Here is a 17737-nt window from a genome sequence, read left to right as displayed (position 1 = left end):
CATTTATTTAAATTATACTTTATTTGGATTAAATTATGATATTTTTTACTGTTTTATAGTTAAAGTTATGGGGAACCAGAATTCTCCTTTCCATAATCACAAAAATATGCGTTATAATACTTAATGTGTGTTATCAAAAAGGAGAACTGAATATGACCAAAACAAAAAATAAAAAGAAAGTTAAAAAACCACATAAAATTTTAAAAATTATTCCAATAACTATATTATCAATTTTAATTATTGGAATTGTAGCTGGTGCTGGTGTGGTTCTTGCAATTATTAAGACGGCACCGCCTTTAAATGTTAATCAAATTTTAGATTTAAACCAAACATCTGTAATTTATGATGATAAAGGAAATCCAATGGACGATGTCATTACCACAAATGAAAATGGTCAAGTTGTAAAAAGAACCAATGTATCATTAAAGGATACCTCTCCCTATTTAGGGCAAGCTTTCATAGCAATCGAGGATCAACGATTTAACCAACATGGAGGAGTAGATTTTAGAGGTATTACTAGAGCTGTGCTTTTGGATGTTCAAAACAAACTTTTCCATGGAAATAAAAGTACTCAAGGAGGCTCCACTCTAACCCAACAACTTATAAAAAACAGGGTTTTCTTAAATGATTCGTTAAATAACAGAATTGATTACAAACGAAAAATACAAGAAGCATACCTTGCTATTGAGCTGGAGAAATCTATGTCAAAGGACGATATCCTAGAAGCTTACATGAATACTATTTTCCTAGGTGGTACTGCTCATGGTGTTGAAGCGGCAGCACACCAATATTTTAGCAAGACTTCAAAGGATTTAACCTTAGTAGAAAGTGCCTTTATTGCAGGTATGGCTCAAAGCCCTTCTGGATTTTATCCATTTGCAAACCCTGCAAAAAAAAATCCAGATATATATCTAAATAAAACTAAATTAGTATTATCTAAAATGTATGAAACTAATTCAATTTCTAAAAGTGAATATGATGACGCAAATAATAGTATAAAAACTAACAAAATTGTCTTCACAAGGCTTAATCAAAATTTAGATAAATATGCTTATGAATCCTTTTCAAGACCTGTTGTTGAACAAATTAAAACTGATTTAATGGCTAAATATAATTATAGTAACTCACAGGTTATGACTTTATTAATTAACGGTGGAATAAAAATATATTCAACTATGGATACGGCTCTTCAGGATAAGTCTCAAAAAATAATCGATGAAGACCCCGTCTTTAATAAAGTTTCTAATACAAGTAAGAATGCTATTCAGTCCTCAGCAGTAATTCTTGATTACCATAATGGGCAAGTTAAAGCCATTATAGGTGGAAGAGGCGTGCAACCACCAAGGACTTATAATAGAGCCGTTGATGATATCCGTTTCCCTAGATCAACAGGTTCAAGTATTAAGCCCTTAACAGTATATGGTGCTGCTATTGACTCGGGCCAAGCTACAGCAGATACTATAATAGATGACTCACCCCTTTCTCCTGAGATTGCGAGCAAATATAAAGATAATAATGGAGTTCCATATAATCCAAGCGATGATAACCAACCTAAGGGCCCAATTACAATACGCTCCGCTATAGAAACCTCCCAAAATTTAGTTGCTGTTAAACTTGAAGATCAAATAGGTGTAGATACAGGTTATGATTATGCTAAGAGATTTGGTTTAAGTGTTACCAGCGCTGATAAAAATATTGCTACAATGGCACTTGGTCAATTTTCTGGTGGGCAAACTCCATTACTCATGGCAGCCGCCTATGGAGTTTTCGGAAATTCTGGCATGTATGCTTCACCAAGATTATATACGAAAGTTGTAGACAAAACAGGAAAAATATTATTAGAAACTAACTACACTACTAAAAAAACCCTCGAGCCTGAAAGTGCTTATACAATGTATGATTTATTAAAAGGACCTGTAGGTCCAGGTGGTACAGGTCCCAGTGCAAAATATGGAGATATGCCAGTTGCAGGTAAAACAGGAACTGCTACTGATTTAAAGGATTTATGGTTTTGCGGTCTAACCCCCTATTACTCAGGTGCTGTTTGGATAGGCAATGATGACAATAAAAGGTTTTACAATTTAACTAGTAATGATTCCGCTTTAATTTGGGGGAAATTAATGGAGCAAGCAAATGCTAACCTTCCTATAAAAGATATCACTCCGCCTGATGGAATGGTACCAACACCCCAAACTACAGTAACAACTCCTAAAACTGCAGAAGAAATTCAAAAATCAGGTCTAGATTAATTAATATCTATATAAGAGTACCATTTACACTTTCAATGTAAATGGTACTCTTTTTTACGCCATACTGCTTTACAAAGTTTCTTTAACTATATTTGTTACTTCATTTAAATATTCTTCACGAGTTTCATCAGTAGCATAAGGAACTGCTCCAAAGTTTTTGCTAATTTATGATTAATATGTTAAAATGTTATATAATTACAATAAGATACTTTGAGCCCTGACAAATAATAATTATTATTTTTTTATATGTCTAAGAAAAACAAAATATTAATGAAGGGGATAGATAAAAATGTCAAAGGAATTTGTTCCTAGTGATTTTGTAATTCCACAAATATTAGAAACTGAAAAATTCAAATTAAGAATGTTATCAATTGATGATGTGGAGAAAGATTATGAAGCTGTAATGTCAAGTAAGGAAGAATTAAGAAATCCATTAGACAAAAGTGGTTGGCCTAAGGACAACATGACCCTAGAAGAAGATTTAGCAGATTTACGTGAGCATCAAGAGGAGTTTATTAAAAGACAGGCATTTACATATACAGTAGTGAGCTTAGATGAAAGTAAATGTTTGGGGTGTATATATATTTATCCAAGTAAAAAAGGTTCTTTTGATGCAGAAATATATTTATGGGCAAGATCCAGTGAATTAAAAAGTGGCCTTGATGAATTATTATATGAGACAGTAAAAAAATGGGTGAAAGAACAGTGGCAATTTAATAATGTTGCATATCCGGGAAGAGAAATAAGCTGGAATGAATGGATAAATATGTAGAAATTCACCAAGTAAGTTGAAAAGCGAAGTTAATTTAATAACTCCGCTTTTATTAATTAAATCCCATCCTCAGTCTTAATATTCTTTACCTGCGTTGTTTTAACCTTTTTAAATATGCACGTTGAGTTTATACTTGAATTTACTACGATCTTAGCTAATTCTTTTATAGATGTAGTATCATTTTGGAATTTAGCTTCAATTAATGAAACTAAGTTACACCCTGCTATAACTTCTATGTTGTCTTTATCATTAGCAATTAAAGCAGCCGTTTTAAAAGGAGTTCCACCCATTATATCGCAAAAGAATAATATAGATGTATTTGAGTTTATGTTTATTATGTTGTTAAATTTTTCTCTTAATGTTTCATCTGTATCCTCCACTGTGAAATCGATAAAATATAAATTCTCATTTCCTCCGGCTAAAAGTTCAAAAGCACTTTTCATACCAGTTGCATACTCACCATGTCCGCTTATTATAATAATTGTCTGCATATTATAACACTCCAAGGAATGACAATAATATCGCTAAAACGAATGTTATAAATATTAAAGCTATTGGACTTATTTTTTTCTTTTTTAATAAGTAAAACATTAATAATGCGTATGCCATTGGTAGCATATTGGGGAATATTCTATCAAAGAAATCTTTCTGTATAGATACCGAGTGTTCAGCATTAATAGGAATCTGTGTTAATACACTAATTTTTATATAAGATGCTATAAGTCCTCCAATTACTGTTATGCCAAGTATTGTTGCAGCCTTGGATATTATTTGTGATTTTTCCTTAATTAATCCTATAGCTTTGATTCCAGTATTATACCCAAGGTGTGTCCAAGCTATACGTAATATGAAAATAGTTAAATAAACCGCAAAGAATATAATTGGACCTAAAATACTACCTTGTAGTGCAAAAGAAGCACTTATTCCTGCAACTATTGGCAATATCGTGAACCAAAATATTGCGTCTCCGATACCAGCTAAAGGTCCAAATAAAGCTACTTTTAAGCCTTTTATTATATTTCTATCATCATGATTTTCTTCTAATGATAAAAGTAATCCCATAAGAAATCCTACTAAATTTGGATGAGTGTTAATAAATTCAAGGTTGTCTTTCATTGCTTCTGACAAACCTTCTTTATCATCTTTATATATCTTCTTTAAAAATGGAAGCTGAGCTACTAGAAACCCTCCAGCCTGCATCCTTTCGTAGTTAAAGCTAGCTTGCAAAAATGAGGAGAAAAACCCTAGTTTTGTGATATCCTTTTTAGTTAAAACTTTTTTAGATTCCGTCACTAAAATCATCTCCTTCAACATTATTTGTAGTTGTTGCTACCAGCTTATTTTTTGAACTATTATATTCCATAATAGCTAATGCTGTTCCTACAAGCGCAACTGGTAATAAATTGGAAAAATTTAAGAATGAAGCTACTAAAAATCCTATTATCAAAAATGGCACATATTCGCCTTTAAGCATTACCTTTAGAAGCATACCAAACCCAACTGCTGGCAATACTCCTCCTGCTATCTCAAACCCATGAGTTAACCACGCTGGCATTGATTGAACTAATGCTTGCATTGCACCTTGTGCTAGATAAGCACATGTAAATACTACTATACCGTACGTAATAGCAACTATTGCAGTAGTAATAATATTTAATTTTACAAGTGATTTCGTATCCGCCTCTGCTGCATATTTATCTGCTCTTCCCATGAAAATTGAAAAACTTGAATAGTAGAATAAAATAATATATTGCATTAAAAAGCTAAATGGTAATGCAAGACCAATTGCTGTTTTAGGATCTGATCCTGATGTAAATGCTATAACCGTAGTCATAATACCCGCCAGAACAGGATTAGGAGGCTGTGTTCCTCCTGCTGGAGTTAGCCCTGCGAATGCAAGTTCCGTTAACCCTCCTGCCATTAACCCCAATTTGACATCTCCTAGTATAATGCCTGTTAATGTACAAACTATAATTGGCCTGAATAAAAAAAGTGCCTCTAACCAAAAGTCTATGCCAACTATGATTGCCATGACTGATAATAAAATACCTTGTATTAGAGTAATACTGTGCATACTATTTCCCCCCGTATTTGATTTTTTCTTTTATATCATTCGGAATATCTTGTATAAATACATTAACTCCTTTTGATTCAATGTAGTGCAAGTTTTCTAAGTCTTTTTCATCAACATAAACCTTTTTACTTATCTGGTGTTTACCCTTTGAAAAATGCATGTTGCCAACGTTTACATCTTTTAAAGGAACACCGCCATCAAGTAATTCTCTTATTTCTAAAGGTGTTTTACAAACTATAAAAATCTTTTGAGCGGGTGTTGCTTTAGCAATAATATCTACCGTTCGCTGCACTGTAAAGAATCTAATACCTACACCGGATAATTCAGCAGTAACACTCATAAGTTGCTGTTGAAGAGGGTCATTAGCTACCTGATTGTCAACAACAACAATTAAATTTACGCCAAGTGAAGTGGTCCAAGTTACACCTACTTGTCCGTGTACTAATCTATTATCAATACGTGCTAATAAAATGTTTGGTACTCCCATTAATATATCCTCCTCTTTTTTGGAGATGTGACACTCTTTAAATGGCTGTCACAAATTTATATGGGCACATTTTCCCAATTATTAATGAATTAAAACACCTTTTACAACCCTATTTACTTCTCCATTAGGGAATGGATTATCAGGTGTACACCCTATTTTTAACGATGCAAATAATGCAAATATTTGGGCTACTAAAAGTGCACTATATGGTGTAAATGACTCGCCTACTACCTTTTCCATTGAATTATATATGTAAACATCAGCATAGTCCTCGACCTCTAAATAATATTTATCTGAAACTACTAATAACTTATGCTTTTTAGATTTTGATAGTTCATGTAGCATATCCATATCATACTTTCTTGTATATTCATTATTTGATACAAAGAATAATATAACTGCATTATCAGTAAGTAAAGATTTAGGTCCATGTCTAAAACCCATTGGTGTGTCATACCAAGACATTACTTCTCCTCTTGTGAGTTCTATACTCTTAAGTGCTGATTCTCTTGCTACTCCAAAGAGGTTAGCTGAGCCTAAAACAATTAGCCTATTCACAGTTTTTGCCAGTACCTTAGAAATAATGGAATATTTGTTCATTATAATCTCTTTAGCATAACCCGCTATTATGCTTACTTCTTCTTTTAAATTCTTTTCAATGGCAAATATGCTATAAGCCGCTAGCATCATACCAGTTACACTGCTGGTCATTGCAAATCCCTCATCGTTAATCTCCTCAAATACTAAATTTAAAGTTCTCTCATTTGTATATTCCGCTAATTTCCCCAGTGGATTACAGGTTATTATGATATGATACAAATTGTTTATATGCTTCTCAGCTATTTCGATTGCTGCAATGCTTTCCGGACTGTCGCCGGATCTCCCAAATGAAACTAAAACTGTTTTAACATTCCTAACAAAATATTGCGATGGACTCGCAACAATATCTGTGGTGTGAATAGATTCCACATCACTAAATTTGAATTCTTTTCTAACTAATGGTGCCAAAGAATCACCAATAAAAGCAGAGCTTCCTGCTCCCATAAATATAATTCTCGTGTCACTATCAAAGGAGTTCATAAAATCTTTGATTTTTTCTCGATTATATGAAATTTTGTCATAAATAGACGTCCACACTTTTGGTTGCCTATTTATTTCATTTGCTGTATAAGTCATGCCTTTTTCTTTAATATCCTCTTGTGTAAAACCAAATATTTTTTCCATTTTACTCCTCCTTCTTTGATTATATATATGATTATATTTTTTCAATCACAATCTCTTTCATAATCTTATTTACATTCTGTATCTTTACAAAGCCTGTGGCTTGTTCCATTGCATTTGCGCTGCCGCAAGCAGATGCAAATGCAAGAAGCTTTTCAATGGAGTAATTTCTCATAAGTCCAGCTGCAAATCCGGCTACCATTGAATCCCCAGAGCCTACAGGGTTTATGGCAATTACTTTAGGTAAACTAACTTTGTATATATTATTGAAAGCTCCTGCAATTAAGCCCTTACTCCCTAGAGATACTACTACAAATTTTATACCTTTTTTATTAAGCTTTTTTACTTGCCTTATTATGTCTATTTCATATTCGCAAGCTTCACCAGTAAGCATTGCAAGTTCGTCTTTATTTGGCTTTACCAAATATGGCAATGCTTCTATTCCAAGGCCTAAATAACACCCGCTTGAATCTAAAATAAATCTCTTATTTTCTTTTTTTGCAATAGTAATGAGAGTATTATAAATATCATTAGGCACACCTTTAGGAACACTTCCCGATGCACATACAATTTCACTGTTTTTTATAACCTCACTATAGGTTTTTATAAAGATTTCCAATTCTTCTTTTTTCACCACTGGACCAGGTTCTAATATTTCAGTCTGGGTAAAGTCTTTATCTATAATGGCAAGGCAGCATCTACTTTCGCCACTTATTCTTGTCATTTTACTTGTAATGCTAAGCTTTTCAATAGAGGACTCAATATATCTTCCGTTGGCACCACCAATAAATCCCGCCGCTGTAACTTCTTCTCCTAAAAGCCTTGCGACCTTACTCACATTAATTCCTTTTCCTCCCGGAGTGTTGTTTACTTTTAATGCCCTCATAACAGTACCAGTTTTTAAATTATCTATAAGATATTGCTTATCAATTGCTGCATTTAGAGTTATTGTGGTTATCATGCCTTATTTTCACTTCCACACATTTTTATTTTTTCAATTATTATTTGTTTCATTGCTTTCTTTCCTGGTGTCATATATTTTCTAGGATCGCTCGCATCTGGATTTTCAATGAAGTATTTCTTTACTGCATTGGAAAAAGGAATCTTTAAATCTGTAGCTATATTTACTTTGCATATACCAAGCCCTATAGTCTTAATCACCTTGTCTCCTGGAACATCAGATGCTCCATGTAGCACTAGTGGTACTTTTACTCTTTTTCTTATTTCTACTAATCTATCAAAATCAAGCTTTGGGTCTCCATGGTAAAGTCCATGAGCTGTACCTATGGCGACAGCTAAGGAATCTATGCCTGTTCTTTCAGCGAATTCCATAGCAGCCTCTGGGTCTGTATATAAATTATCCTTACAATTTACAATTAAATCATCTTCCTCACCGCAAAGCCTACCGAGTTCTGCTTCCACGGTAACTCCATTTAGGTGGGCATACTCAACTATTTCTCTCACCTTTGCTACATTTTCTTCAAAATCATCTTTTGAAGCATCAATCATGGCAGAAGTAAATCCCATATCTATATAATGTTTAATTTCATCTAAATTTTCAAAATGATCCAAATGTAACGCTATTGGAATATCGTACATTTGAGCAGCTGCATTTACTATAGCAACTAAATATTCTCCACCTGCATAGCTAATAGTACTTGGTGTTCCAGCTAAAATTACTGGAGACTTAAGCTCTGACGCAGCTTCTAATACTACTTGTATGGTTTCTAAGTTATGTATGTTAAATGCAGGAACTGCATAATGTTCTCTCTGAGCTTTGACTAACATTCCCTTTGTTGATATAATTTTTTTCATAATTTAACCTCCAAAAATTGTATGAAAATATTACTGGACCAAATTAAATATTCACTTATTTTGGTCCAGCAGTTAATTAAATTATAATATGCCTAAAACCCTACCAAGAATTCCTACAACTACTGTTATCCCTACAAGCATAACAGGTGAAACCTTTTTCTTTAATAGATAGTACATTAAAAATGTATATGCCAGTGGTAGCATCTTCGGCATGATTTTGTCAAATACGTCTGCTTGAATACCTACTTTTGCCTGCCCTGCCTGTATTACCGCTTTAATATTTAATGCAATGTAAGAAGCTATTAAACCACCAACAACTGTTAACCCAATTATTGAAGCAGCATGAGATACATACTTTGTGCTTTCCTTCAAGGATTTTATAGCTTTTACACCAGTCTTATATCCGTAGTTCATAAGACCAAATCTTAATCCAAAATGTATTGCATTAAACAGTATAAGGAATACAAATGGTCCAGCAATATTGCCTTCCATTGCCATGGATACTCCAATACCAGCCGTTATTGGCAATAGTGTAAGCCATATAAGAGCATCTCCGATTCCGCCAAGAGGTCCCATTGTAGCAACCTTTATACCTCTTATTGTCTCTGGATCTTCTTTATTCTCTTCCATAGCTAGTACTATGCCCATTATAAAAGTAACTAGGAAAGGATGTGTATTAAAGAATTCCATATGCATTGACATTGATGCAGCTAAATCTTCTTTTTGTTTGTGTATCTTTTTTAGTCCTGGTAGCAGTCCGAATAGCCAACCACAAGACTGCATTCTTTCATAGTTGAAGGATGCTTGAAGAAGTAATGAACGCCAAACTATTTTAATTAAATCTTTTTTAGTAATAACATGTTCAACCCTTTGGTTTTTATATTTTACTACATTAGATTCCATTTGTTCGTGCCTCCTTCTTTGGTTGATTATCTCCTTTTCTTTTTATTGAATAAAAATCATATAGTGCTATTGATGTTCCAAGTATTGCTACTCCTAGTATTTCAAGCTTAAAGTATGCAACAAATACAAACCCAATAAGCAAGAATGGAACGTACTCTTTTTTAAGCATTATCTTAAGAAGCATTGCAAAACCTATCGCTGGCATCATTCCGCCTGCAACCTGTAATCCGCCAATAAGCCATGTTGGAAGTACTTCAACTGCACTCTTTGCAGCATCTGCTCCAAAGTAAATTGGTAGGAATGCAATTACTGCATAGAAGAAGAATAAGAATAATAACCCAAGATAATTGATTTTTTCGATTCCTTTTGTATTTGCATTAGCTGCATATTCATCAGCTTTATGCATCACAGGTGAAAATATTGTAAATATTAATGTAATTGCGCCTTGTACTGCAACTGCAAATGGCACTGCTATGCCTACTGCTACCTTTGGATCCTGCTTTGTAAGTATTGCAAAAGATGTTCCGATAATAGCACCGATAACAACATTTGGAGGTTGTGCTCCTGCGAGTGGTACCATTCCCATCCAAACAAGTTCTAATGTTGCTCCTGTAATAAGTCCTGTTTTAACATCACCTAAGATAAGTCCTATAACCATACCGGTTACCAAAGGTCTGTGAACATGGAAAAGACCGTCAAACAAGTCAATCCCGGCAATACCTGCCCAAAGTGCTACTAATAACGCTTGTAAAAACATTTATTCCCCCCTAATTAATAACTATATAATCAATACCATCATTTTCATAATGATAAGGTTATCAGATCATTTTACAAAGTCCATTATCTTTTTTGCTCTCTCATCAGGTACTCTTCTGATCTCCATTTTTATGCCTCGCTTGTTTAATTCTCTAAATGCTTCTTTATCCGAATCGTCAATGGATACAGTACTTGTAATCTGCTCCTTGCCTTCACTATAATGCATATTTCCAATGTTTATTTCCACAATTGGAACTCCGCCTTTTACAAGCCTCAAAGCATCCTGTGGATTTCTAACTACTAGGAAAATATATTGATTATCTGATGCAAAGCCTATTTTATCTATAGTTTCTTGTAATGTAAAGTAACGAGTCTCAACCACATCTGAAACTGCCATGTCCATAAGACTCTGTTGAACTTCATTACCTGCAACTTCATCATTGGCAACAAGTATTAGGTTTGCACCCAGATGACTTGACCAGGTTACGGCCACCTGTCCATGAATTAAACGATTATCAATTCTTGTTAGTAAAATATTCGGCATAATAAGACCTCCTAAATATTATTCTTCCTCCTCATAACCTGCATAACACAAAAGCCCCGGTAATTATGTACGTACCGCATAGGATATTTTATATGTCACTCCTATTTTTTAAGAGTGACATGATATTTAAATTTATCTCCTCTGGCGATGCTTACAGTATATTCAATAACTTCGCCTCGTTCGTAAGTATAACGTTCAATTTTTAGACTTGGAATCCTTTTAGATATTTTTAAATGACTGGCCTCATATTCATTAGTCATTACAGGCTCGAAGTATTCTTCAGCCATAGTAAATTTTGCATTAAATCTTTTAGAAAATATGTCATACATTGCTTCTTTCTCTAGGTCAACCTTTGTTATACCTGGAAATCTGTTATATGGTATATAGCTTGTTTCTATAATCATTGGAACATCATCTGCAAGCCTTAATCTCGTAAACTTATAAATCGTATCTCCAATTTTCAAATTCATTCTCCCACTAATTTTCTCATTACATTCTATTATCGCAAAGTTCAAAACCTTTGAAGTTGGATTTCTAGAATTCTTTTTCATTTCTTCAGTGAAACTATAAAACTTTAAAAGATCCTGCTTCATCCCCTTTGGCAGCACAAATGTGCCTTTACCATGAACCTTATATATATACCCTTCGCTTTCTAGCTCCAACAATGCCTGCCTTACTGTAGATCTGCTCAGATCATATTTTTCACAAAAATCTCTTTCTGATGGTAACCTGTCTCCTTCTTTCATGCATTCTTCAATATCTTTAATAATAATATCCATCAGTTGTACATATAAAGGTATTCTGCTATCTTTATCTATAGATTTCATGTATTCCCCTTTATCCATTTTATTTTAAAGTAAACAGTTACACTGCTTATGTGGTTCGTACCACTTTCTATTAATACTATATTTTATTCCTAAATTTAACTTATATACCATATTATTATAATAAATATTATACTTCATAAATTACATTGCCGTTTAGTCTCAAGAAAACCCGTAACCCCTTTCTTAGCTAAAAATAAGAGAATAGAAAGTTAAAATAAAACAGATAAAGAACCATCTGCTTTTACCTTTTGGTTCTTTCAATACAATATCTTTAACATGATGGCTACATTGATAATATTATATAATATGGTTTTTTATTTATATTAAAATCTAGAATAAAATATTAAGGAGGGATTATATGTATTTAGATAATATAGATACCTCAAGTTTTTCAAAGATTCAATATTTATATTCTAAACATATGGAACTAGGATATCCTGTTCTGAAAGGTATGTTTGAAAGAGGTATAGCTCAACATGGGTTAAGCAATGAACAGGATGAATTTTTAGATGTCGCTGCCATACTTTTAATTAAGATTCATAAGGATAAAACAATTTTACCTATTATAGTAGACATGATTTTTTTTAGAAACAGAAAAGGTCTTTTTACTCATGATCTAATCTGGGCTTTTTTTCAAGCGAGAGATCCATATAGCTTAATGTTAATCGCTAACTATTTAATTTCAGAGGACGTAAATGATGTTAAGTTAGCATGCAAACTTCTAGATTTTGTTCCTTCCATAGATATGACCATGGAAAAAAGTAGTGAAAAACAATATATATCTTTTTTTTATTGGCTTAAAGAGAATTATCCCTTTTTATATTTTACGGGGGAAAGTTTTCAGAGAACCAGTAAGCCTATACCATATATTGTAGCTTTAGATGCCAAATATCTATGCAAACAGGTATCACTTTATACTGCAAAACCCTTCATACCATACACTGCAAAAGAAAACAGCTTATTATATTATTTTAACGACTTAGATGAAAGTAACAAGCTACTTCTATCAAGCTTCTCACTCAGAATCCATTATGAAAATATATATTTATGGAAATCATGGATTAACTATTCAATAATTAAGCAAATAAGCATTGCTGAAGCTAGGCTCGGAACCTAACATTTGATAATTGTTATAACTAATTAAAGAAATATAAGGAGGCTAGTAAATGATCATAATTTCTAACAATATTGTTAAAGTTGATACTTTTATAAATAAATATAAACCAAATGATATTGAGATAGATATCATTACTAAGATGGATTTGAGCAAAGAGCTGTATGAGTATAATTCATTAAATCAATTGCAGTTTGAGTTAAAATTACGAAATAATATTGTTATTGCTGCTAAAAAACTCAATGAAGGCGATGTGTCCTTTACAACCTTTCGTAAATCAATGTGTAATCTTGATTATTGGGATCGTACTGATGAAGGTGGCTTTGTATTGAAAAAAGGAATAATTCCCAGTGTGGCTATTGAGGACATTTCTATAAATAGTTCTAAATATGGTACTGAATGCGCTACCGCAATGATTATTATTTATTATCAAGCATTGCTTAATGTATTTGCAGAAAAACTTTTTAATGAGTTATTTCCTAAAATACAATTAATGAATTGGCATTATATAGATGATTTGCTTGAGGATGCAGGTTATTTAAAAAAACGAAGTGATTATTTACCAGGAGATAGAAGATACTTTGATAACCCTGATGTAAACCCAGTAAAGCCTGAATGGCAAGGAGAAAATGTTATAGACCTCGGTAATGGAATTTATTTTGGTCATGGTATAGGAATAGGAAATGCTGAAGATATAATTATTGAATTAAATAAATTTAGAATAGAGGAGGCAAAAATATCCGCTTATTTACTAGATTCAGCTGCACGCCTGGATTTTAAAAATTTATCTGATATATATTTTAAATTTATTTCATCATCTACCAATTAAATCTAGTGCTACCTACCCTATTGGTATACGTTATGGATAGTGCAAGGTAATAAGACAGCTATTGTAACAAAACAATGATAACAGAATAATATAAATGGTGAATATTATTTTGGAGGTACTTATGTACAACTATCGTAGTAAAGATTATGAAAATCTTGGACAAAATATTCCCATGAAGGATATGCCTATGACAGATATGCCTATGACGGATATGCCCATGAATGATATGCCTATGATGAGTATGCCTATGATGTGTATGTCTATGATGTGTATGCCTATGATGTGTATGCCAATGCATGATGAAGATGATAAAGATTTAAAAAACATGTATCCTAAGATTTATATGAGGATACATCCCATGGTAAAGCATCATTGTGATATGATGGAGTCCATGCATGGTACAATGTATTGCCCTAGTAAGGAAGAAATGGATCATATGTGTAAAGAAATATGTGACAAGTACGAAGAGCACCATAAGGATGACGATGATCGAAATGATAATAATGATATGAGACAAATACTCGGGATAGGCAGAAGAGGTCCAATTGAGGATTTAACTAGAATATTGTTTATCAGAGATTTACTTGGAAGAAGAAGACGGAGAAGAATGTTCGATCATGGATTCGATCATGGATTCGATCATGGATTCGATCATGGATTCGATCATGAATTCGATCATGGATTCCATCATGGATTCCATCATGGATCCGATCATGGATCCCATCATGGATATTAGGATTAGCGGCTAATAACATTATGAAATGAGCCCAGTCATCGTATAGCGTACTAATGAATTAAGCGATAGTTAGTAGCCATTCTCCTCAAGAGATTGGCTACTTTTATATTTTTTCTTATATTATTATTAGCCTCAAATCCTTGCCGTACTTTAATTACACTAATTTCTGTCCTAAAATATTTTCATTTAGAACTCATGTTTTCAAATGCTGCTATTCCAATAGCTCCAGGACCACTATGAGCTGAAATCATACATCCCGCTTGAATCCATATAATTTTTTTAAAGCCTTCCACTTTTGCAATTTGTTCCATATGTTGTTTTATGTGTTCTTCAATGCCCAAAGAATATATAAGATAAATCTGTTCTTTATCCATATGGTATTTGCCAATATATTCTTTCATATATTTCTCTACAATATTACCAATTTTACCACGATACTTTTGGGTTGAAACTAGTTCTCCATTCACAATTTCAATCAGTGGTTTTAGTTGTAGCAATGTCCCCCCCAAGTAGGCCGCATTGGATACACGTCCTCCTGCCTTCAAATATACAAGATCACCAGGGATAAAAGATACTCTTGCTTTAGCTGCATAACTCTCAATATTTTTAACTAAATCATTAGGCAGCATATCTGGATGTTTTTCTATAAGTTCAGCTGCTTTCAAAACAATTGCTGCCAAACCACCAGTAACATTCAATGCATCAGCATGATAAATATTTTCCATTCCCTCTGAAGCAATGATTGAATTTTGGTATGAGCAAGATGGTTTCGATGAATATCCAACATGAATAATAATACAACCAGAATTTTCTTCTGTTATTCTTTTAAATACATGCTGATATTCATCTGGATTTGTTGCTGATGTTGATGGTACTTTTTTAGTTCTTTGATAATAATCATACACCTGTGATACCGCTATTGAACCATCTGCATAAGATTTATCCCCCATTATTACATGCATAGGAACTACCTTAATATTATGTAATTTAACTAAGTCTAATGGCATATCAGCTCCGCTCTCTGTTAATAAAATAATTTTTCTCATAGGTTTACCTCCATAAAATTGAAAACTGTTTTATTTAGTTGCTTACTTCATTTAAAGAACTTATTATATTGCACAATGTAAACATCATTTATTTAATCATACCATTATTGTCTTAAATTGGATATAAAGAAATCTTGAACTGTAAGTTTATGTTTGCTATTGTAATGTCTTTATTATTAATCTCATAAATAAAAAAATAAAACTCAGTATATTTATATACTAAGCCTTATATCTAAATCCTTACATATTATTGAGGTGGACTACATTTAGAACATGGACTATAACTAATTTTAGCTTCCTCTAAAGTAACTTGCGTAGCATTATCTGGATTCATTTTACCACAATTATTTATTGAATGATATTTGCTTCCTGTTGCTGATAACCAAACCATTACTCCACTATTGGTTTGTTTTGAAACTGGTTTTGATGCAGCTACACTATTACTATTATTAGCTACTGCTATTGCTGTTTTATCGACTTCTTGTTGAGCCTTAAGCTGCGCTTCTGCTTGTATTTTTGCTTCTGATTCAGCTTTAGCATGTTGTTCATCGGCTATCTTTGTGTCTTCAATAACTTGTAACCTAGCTATCTCTTTATCCCTTATAGCTTGGACGTCTGCGATCTTCTTAGCTTCTAAGGCTTTAGCATCCGCAACCCTCTTAGCTTCTACATCAATTTTAGCTTGTTTAGTCGCTATAGCCTTTTGTTCAACTGCGTATACTAAATCTTTTTTATTTTGAACTGAATTTGAGTACATACCAAGTCCAAGTAACACTACTATACCTGCAATAACTGTTCTCTTAAGTAATTTAGTCAATACAATTGGTTTATTGATTTCAATAGGCTTAATTGATTCAACAAATTTTCCCGACTTAATCTCTTTTTCTTTTTTTTGTGCATCACCTTTATCTTTTAAAGCAAAGAATATAAAAGGAAGTGCAAACCCTATAACTGATGATACAATGCTTCTACTTGGAATTGAATATATGCAGTAACTGTAATATACTAAAGCCACTATTATTTTTGACTTAGTATTGGTTCTAAATCCCACGATATGTTTTATAAATTTTTCCATTAATAAATCCCCCTAATAAGTTTCTTATAATTCCAATTAAGACCTTACCATATATTTAAAAATACTACAATAAATATCTTATTATATTTCGGCATCGGCCGATTTCCTTATTATAAATATCCTAATCTTTTTCTCTAAAAACTTTACAATCTAATTGTATTAGCCTATAATCGAAAATAATAGAATAATTTAGCTAACTGGAAGTTCATATTTGCTAATTAATACTATAAATAGATACATTATCTATTTTTTTAATGCTATAAGTACGTTATGGATATTATTTATGTCTTCAATATTTAATTGATCAAAATTATCTAATCTTGCTTTAATATCTTCAATTGTTTGATTTTTATAGCTTGTACTATCATTTCCTTTTAGAAAAAATGTAGCTATAGTTGCAGTTAGCATACCCAGAAATCCAATACCTGTTAGCATTATTATTCCCGCAATAATTCTTCCTATCGGAGTTTGTGGAGAAATGTCACCGTATCCTACAGTGGTTATGGTAACAAAACTCCACCATAGCGCATTTCCAAATGTTATACCTTCTGTAAAATGTATTCCAATAGCACCTATAATTAATGTAGATAAAGTTATCCAAATAATATAATTAAAGTTATTTGTTTTTAAAAATTTATCCATATATTTTCTAAACTTTAAAATCAATGCACCCGACCTAAATACCTTAGTAAACTTTAGTAGTTTTGATAACCTTAATATTCTAACTGACTGAAATACTGTATTGAATGGGATAATCGAAATTAAATCAATAATATTACTCTTAAAAAACTTGGCTTTATCTTTAGCTAAAAATAGTCTTGTAAAATAGTCTATAGCGAAAATACCTACTACTATATTATCAATAATTGAAAATATAATAATAATATTTTGTGGTAAATTATATGATAACTCAATTATTAGAATGGCAACAACAACTAAAGCCAATAGAGCCATCAATATTTCATAAACTGCTACAAAATTTCGATTTTTTATTAAATTAATCTTAATCATTTCAATCATCTCCATCTTTATCCATGTCTATTCAGACATCCTATTATATAAATAAATTTTATTGCACCACATTTTACTCTTGCGTCCCAAGATAAAAAAACTGCAAACAGTTTTTTCTCCTGTATCAATCAGATAACTTGTAGTATGTCTACTCTCTGAAGTAATCCCACCTCCACTAACTAATGCAATTAATCTCATAATTTAGTCCACCCTTCATAAATAATGAATTTATTTTTTTAATATTAACAAATTATAACATAAAACTAGCAAACCAAATT

20 protein-coding genes are annotated in these 17737 nt (G+C 32.4%); 5 read left to right on the top strand and 15 right to left on the bottom strand.

All coding sequences use genetic code 11. The features are described from left to right. The first annotated feature begins 152 nt into the window (after positions 1 to 152). Together G9F72_RS11235 and G9F72_RS11230 are read left to right on the top strand one after the other, a co-directional pair. A complete protein-coding gene (locus tag G9F72_RS11235) occupies positions 153 to 2249 on the top strand; it encodes a transglycosylase domain-containing protein (protein WP_164958956.1) in 2097 nt (698 codons plus the stop codon). Between the two features lie 289 nt (positions 2250 to 2538). After that, the gene (locus G9F72_RS11230; protein ID WP_164958955.1) at positions 2539 to 3021 is read left to right on the top strand and encodes a GNAT family N-acetyltransferase; all 483 of its coding nucleotides are present in this window, start codon (positions 2539 to 2541) and stop codon (positions 3019 to 3021) included. Between the two features lie 56 nt (positions 3022 to 3077). Here the strand turns inward: G9F72_RS11230 and G9F72_RS11225 are convergent, their stop codons facing one another. From G9F72_RS11225 to G9F72_RS11175, 11 genes are all read right to left on the bottom strand, one after another. Then, positions 3078 to 3512, bottom strand: a complete 435-nt coding sequence (locus G9F72_RS11225) for a PTS sugar transporter subunit IIA (protein ID WP_164958954.1) — start codon at positions 3510 to 3512, stop codon at positions 3078 to 3080. Position 3513: 1 nt separating this feature from the next. Further along, positions 3514 to 4323 (bottom strand): PTS galactosamine transporter subunit IID, encoded by an 810-nt coding sequence (gene agaD / locus G9F72_RS11220; protein WP_164958953.1) that lies wholly within the window; start codon positions 4321 to 4323, stop codon positions 3514 to 3516. Continuing rightward, positions 4301 to 5095, bottom strand: coding sequence for a PTS galactosamine transporter subunit IIC (gene agaC / locus G9F72_RS11215; RefSeq protein ID WP_164958952.1), 795 nt, complete (start codon positions 5093 to 5095; stop codon positions 4301 to 4303). The genes agaD and agaC overlap by 23 nt, the downstream gene beginning before the upstream one ends. Position 5096: 1 nt before the next feature. Continuing rightward, a complete protein-coding gene (gene agaB / locus G9F72_RS11210) occupies positions 5097 to 5582 on the bottom strand; it encodes a PTS galactosamine transporter subunit IIB (RefSeq protein WP_164958951.1) in 486 nt (161 codons plus the stop codon). 81 nt (positions 5583 to 5663) lie between these two features. Next, entirely contained in the window at positions 5664 to 6806 is a 1143-nt protein-coding gene (locus G9F72_RS11205) for an SIS domain-containing protein (protein ID WP_164958950.1), read from the bottom strand. A 31-nt stretch (positions 6807 to 6837) separates the two neighbouring features. After that, positions 6838 to 7764, bottom strand: coding sequence for a 1-phosphofructokinase (pfkB, locus tag G9F72_RS11200; RefSeq protein WP_164958949.1), 927 nt, complete (start codon positions 7762 to 7764; stop codon positions 6838 to 6840). Then, positions 7761 to 8618, bottom strand: a complete 858-nt coding sequence (locus G9F72_RS11195; RefSeq protein ID WP_164958948.1) for a tagatose bisphosphate family class II aldolase — start codon at positions 8616 to 8618, stop codon at positions 7761 to 7763. The genes pfkB and G9F72_RS11195 overlap by 4 nt, the downstream gene beginning before the upstream one ends. A gap of 81 nt (positions 8619 to 8699) precedes the next feature. After that, entirely contained in the window at positions 8700 to 9521 is an 822-nt protein-coding gene (locus G9F72_RS11190) for a PTS system mannose/fructose/sorbose family transporter subunit IID (RefSeq protein WP_164958947.1), read from the bottom strand. After that, entirely contained in the window at positions 9511 to 10278 is a 768-nt protein-coding gene (gene agaW, locus G9F72_RS11185; protein WP_164958946.1) for a PTS N-acetylgalactosamine transporter subunit IIC, read from the bottom strand. Before agaW ends, G9F72_RS11190 begins: the two co-directional genes overlap by 11 nt. Positions 10279 to 10344: 66 nt before the next feature. Then, entirely contained in the window at positions 10345 to 10821 is a 477-nt protein-coding gene (gene agaV / locus G9F72_RS11180; RefSeq protein ID WP_164958945.1) for a PTS N-acetylgalactosamine transporter subunit IIB, read from the bottom strand. Between the two features lie 101 nt (positions 10822 to 10922). Beyond that, complete coding sequence (locus G9F72_RS11175) at positions 10923 to 11648, bottom strand: GntR family transcriptional regulator (protein WP_164958944.1); 726 nt, start codon at positions 11646 to 11648, stop codon at positions 10923 to 10925. Positions 11649 to 12006: 358 nt separating this feature from the next. On the opposite strand from G9F72_RS11175, the gene G9F72_RS11170 reads away from it, so the two are divergent. The 3 genes from G9F72_RS11170 (at position 12007) to G9F72_RS11160 (ending at position 14327) form a co-directional block, all read left to right on the top strand. Further along, positions 12007 to 12765, top strand: coding sequence for a hypothetical protein (locus tag G9F72_RS11170; RefSeq protein ID WP_164958943.1), 759 nt, complete (start codon positions 12007 to 12009; stop codon positions 12763 to 12765). Positions 12766 to 12814: 49 nt separating this feature from the next. After that, complete coding sequence (locus G9F72_RS11165) at positions 12815 to 13591, top strand: protein-glutamine gamma-glutamyltransferase (RefSeq protein ID WP_164958942.1); 777 nt, start codon at positions 12815 to 12817, stop codon at positions 13589 to 13591. A 121-nt stretch (positions 13592 to 13712) separates the two neighbouring features. Continuing rightward, entirely contained in the window at positions 13713 to 14327 is a 615-nt protein-coding gene (locus tag G9F72_RS11160; protein ID WP_164958941.1) for a hypothetical protein, read from the top strand. Between the two features lie 182 nt (positions 14328 to 14509). Here G9F72_RS11160 and G9F72_RS11155 read toward each other — a convergent pair whose 3' ends face one another. The 4 genes from G9F72_RS11155 to G9F72_RS11140 all read right to left on the bottom strand — a co-directional run bounded on the left by G9F72_RS11155 (position 14510) and on the right by G9F72_RS11140 (position 17657). Beyond that, positions 14510 to 15373 (bottom strand): DegV family protein, encoded by an 864-nt coding sequence (locus G9F72_RS11155; protein ID WP_164958940.1) that lies wholly within the window; start codon positions 15371 to 15373, stop codon positions 14510 to 14512. A 247-nt stretch (positions 15374 to 15620) separates the two neighbouring features. Further along, positions 15621 to 16448 (bottom strand): hypothetical protein, encoded by an 828-nt coding sequence (locus G9F72_RS27415; RefSeq protein WP_164958939.1) that lies wholly within the window; start codon positions 16446 to 16448, stop codon positions 15621 to 15623. Positions 16449 to 16691: 243 nt separating this feature from the next. Next, entirely contained in the window at positions 16692 to 17459 is a 768-nt protein-coding gene (locus tag G9F72_RS11145; protein ID WP_164958938.1) for a potassium channel family protein, read from the bottom strand. A gap of 27 nt (positions 17460 to 17486) precedes the next feature. Beyond that, positions 17487 to 17657: a hypothetical protein gene (locus G9F72_RS11140; RefSeq protein ID WP_164958937.1), complete on the bottom strand. Its 171-nt coding sequence runs from the start codon at positions 17655 to 17657 to the stop codon at positions 17487 to 17489. Positions 17658 to 17737 lie beyond the last annotated feature (80 nt).

Origin of the sequence: Clostridium estertheticum (assembly GCF_011065935.2) — a bacterium.
Lineage (GTDB): Bacteria > Bacillota > Clostridia > Clostridiales > Clostridiaceae > Clostridium_AD > Clostridium_AD estertheticum_A.
This window is presented reverse-complemented; position numbering and strand designations above follow the sequence as displayed.